The 3,277-nt window shown below is 36.3% G+C and carries 3 protein-coding genes; all 3 read right to left on the reverse strand.

Annotated elements, in window-relative coordinates; all coding sequences use genetic code 11:
• Positions 1–304: 304 nt before the first annotated feature.
• Genes ACI3VO_RS10795 through ACI3VO_RS10805 form a run of 3 tightly spaced genes read right to left on the reverse strand, consistent with a single transcriptional unit; the run spans position 305 to position 3,147 of the window.
• A complete protein-coding gene (locus ACI3VO_RS10795) occupies positions 305–1,543 on the reverse strand; it encodes an Nramp family divalent metal transporter (RefSeq protein WP_439757923.1) in 1,239 nt (412 codons plus the stop codon).
• Between the two features lie 39 nt (positions 1,544–1,582).
• Positions 1,583–2,350, reverse strand: coding sequence for a LamB/YcsF family protein (locus ACI3VO_RS10800; RefSeq protein ID WP_439757924.1), 768 nt, complete (start codon positions 2,348–2,350; stop codon positions 1,583–1,585).
• An 11-nt stretch (positions 2,351–2,361) separates the two neighbouring features.
• Positions 2,362–3,147: a putative hydro-lyase gene (locus ACI3VO_RS10805; RefSeq protein WP_439757925.1), complete on the reverse strand. Its 786-nt coding sequence runs from the start codon at positions 3,145–3,147 to the stop codon at positions 2,362–2,364.
• Positions 3,148–3,277: the final 130 nt, after the last annotated feature.

The raw sequence follows: 3,277 nt of genomic DNA on the forward strand, positions 1-3,277 counted from the left end.
TTTCATATCTTCTACAGTTGTTCATATTACTATTATACACAGCTTATCCACAATTTCAAATTGTTATAAATTCCTTGTAAATAAAAAAAGACATCCATCGTTTTATATCTTATGGATATCTTTAAAAATTTAATTATTTTACGATCATTTCCGCCTGAGTCTTTTTCTGTATATTGTGCGCTTTCTGATGTTGAGCAGCTTCCTAGGTTGTTTTTGTCTAGATAGATTCTTTTCAAACAACAAAAAAGGACTGTAGCGAGAATAAATATCTCAGCTACAGCCCTTTTTTTAATATATAAATAAATTACATTCCTAAAATTCCTTTTAATGTAGTAACAAATGATAATAAAGATCTATAAGCTAGAACTAATGTTACGCATAGTATAAGTATTCCAAGTATATTGTTCCATAATTTGTTTTTGTATTTTCCTAAATCGTCGTGGTTTAGTACGAATATTAAGAATGCGGCGATTATTGGTAGTATTACTGCATTTGCTGCTTGTGCTACTAGTATTAATTGTGTTGGTGAAGACATTCCAAGTGCGCTTAGTATTATACCAACTGCTAAAACTATCATCCATACAACTCTGAATTTAGCTGATTTCATGTCTTTTTCAAAGCCTAGAGCTCCTGTTGTAGCAAATGCTGCTGATAGTGGAGCTGTTATTGCTGAAGTGAATCCAGCTGCGAATAGTCCTATACCGAATAACCATTTTGCCCATTCACCTAGAAGTGGTTGTAATTGCGCTGCCATATCAGCACCACTTGCTATAGTTGTACCTGTGCCGTAGAAGCTTGCAGATGCAGATATTATGATAGACATTGATATAAGACCACCTAGACCTATAGATAGTATTGTGTCTAGTCTTGCGCTTTTTATATCTTCAGGGTTTTTCCAGCGTTCAGATACTGATGATGCGTGTAGGAATAGGTTGTATGGAACTACTGTTGTTCCTATAAGTCCGACTACTGTTAAAAAGTCGTTTGCACCTACGCTTGGCACGAATAAGCCTTTAATTATAGCGCCTACATCTGGTTTAGAAACTATGGCAGTTGTGAAGAATGTAATACTCATTACAATAACTAATGCCATTAAGAATTTTTCGATTTTTTTGTAGCTTCCAGACCATAATAAAATGAATGCTATTAGACCTAGTGCTGGTCCCCAAATTTGTGTTGGTACAGATGGAACTATTGTAGATAATCCCATTGATCCACCTACTAAGTTACCTGTTTCATAAGCTATGTTACCTACAAATATTGCTATTAATACTATGATTACTGCGATAGTTTTTAAAACAGGATTTTTGATTTTTTCTCTGATGTTTTCTCCTAGACCTTTTTGTGTGATTATACCTAGTCTAGCGGCCATTTCTTGGAAAATTATTGTAGCTATTGTTGAGAATAGCATTGCCCATAATAATGTGTAACCACTGTTTGCACCTGAAAGTGTACATGTTGTTACAGTCCCAGGCCCGATAAATCCAGCTGCTATAAGAGCCCCTGGACCTATGTTTTTAAGTTTTTCCATAAGCTTACTCATAATAAATTCTCCCTTTCAAAACTCTTTCTAATTTTTATCTTAAACTATCTCTTTAAGAGGTAGTATTTCGATACCCTCTGATATCAATCTCTCTCTGATTTTTCTGACAAATTCTAATGCCTTAACTCCATCCCCGTGGACGCATATTGAATCTGCGTATATTTCTATTTCCTTGCCAGAGTAAGATGTTACTTTGTTTTCTTTGACCATTTTAACTACTCTGTCTATGGCGATATTTTCATCTGTTATGACGGCACCTTCCTTGCTTCTAGCTCTTAGTGAGCCGTCGTCCTCGTATGCTCTATCTGCAAATACTTCTCTAGCTACTCTAAGTCCAGTATCCTCGCCTGCTTTTATAAGTTGGCTTCCTGAAAGACCTAGAAGTATTATGTTTTTGTCAAATTCGTATATAGCTTCACATATAGCCTTGGCTAGATCGTAATTTTTGCCTGCCATGTTGTAAAGTGCTCCATGTGGTTTTACGTGTTGAATTTCCATGTTTTCACCTTTGCAAAATGCATATAGGGCTCCTAGCTGGTATTTTACGTAGGCCTTTGCTTCTTCAGTAGATATGTCCATATTTCTTCTACCAAATCCCATGAGGTCTAAAAATCCTGGATGAGCTCCTACTTGAATGTCGCTTTTTTTAGCCATTTTTATAGTTTTTTGCATGACTACTGGATCTGATGCGTGAAATCCACATGCTACGTTTGCTGAGGAAATAAGTGGAATTATTTCTTCGTCCAAGCCCAGCTTATATCTGCCAAAGCTTTCCCCTAAATCACAGTTTAAATCTACCTTAAGCATATTTTCACCTCTTAGTATTTTAATTCTACGTTTTTAACGTCTGTAATAAGCATGTGACCTGGTGAATGAGTTATAACTATGTCAGGCTTAACGTTCATTATTACAGATTGTGGTGTTACTCCACATGGCCAGAATACTGGAACTTCGCCTTCGTTAATTGTTACGGCGTCACCGAATTCTGGTTTATTTATGTCCTTGATGCCTATTACTGAAGGGTCGCCTATGTGTATTGGTGTTCCGTGGACCTTAGGCATAGTTTCTGTTACTGTAACTGCCTTTACTACTTGGTCAGGCTTGATTGGTCTCATACTTACGACCATTTTACCGTTGAAGATTCCAGCGCTTTCACATTCTATATTTGTCATATACATTGGGACGTTGCAGTCTTCTGTTATATGTCTGATTTCTATGCCTGCTTCTATCATTTCTGATTCGAATGAGAAGCTACATCCTATCAAGAAGCTTACAAAATCGTCTTGCCAGAATTCTGATACGTCTGTGTATTCTCCTACAAGCTCGCCTTTTTTGTAAATTCTGTATTTTGGGATATCCTTAGCTATATCGCAGTCCTTTGCTATTTTCTTTAGTGTTCTGCTTCCTACATCACTTACTTCTAGTATTGGACATGGCTTTGGATTTCTTTGAGTGAATAGTAAGAAATCGTAGGCTAAGTCCTTTGGAAGTACAACTAAGTTAGCTTGTGCGTATCCTGCACACATACCAGATGTTGGTTTTACTATTTTTCCTTCTCTTATAAGCTTTCTAACTTCACTTGGTGATGCGTTTACTAAATCCATTTATAATTCCCCCTTTTAAGATAATAAATCCTTTATAAATCCTGTTGTGGCTTCACCATTTATATATGTTGGGTTATTCATTATTGAATATTGGAAGTTGGCGTTTGTCTCAACTCCGTTTATTACAAGC

It is taken from the genome of Intestinibacter sp. (assembly GCF_051866655.1).
Lineage (GTDB): Bacteria > Bacillota > Clostridia > Peptostreptococcales > Peptostreptococcaceae > Intestinibacter.

Coding starts and splice junctions, on each gene's coding strand:
- ACI3VO_RS10805 (WP_439757925.1), bottom strand. CDS start 3,147: ATGGATTTAGTAAACGCATCACCAAGTGAAGTTAGAAAGCTTATAAGA.
- ACI3VO_RS10800 (WP_439757924.1), bottom strand. CDS start 2,350: ATGCTTAAGGTAGATTTAAACTGTGATTTAGGGGAAAGCTTTGGCAGA.
- ACI3VO_RS10795 (WP_439757923.1), bottom strand. CDS start 1,543: ATGAGTAAGCTTATGGAAAAACTTAAAAACATAGGTCCAGGGGCTCTT.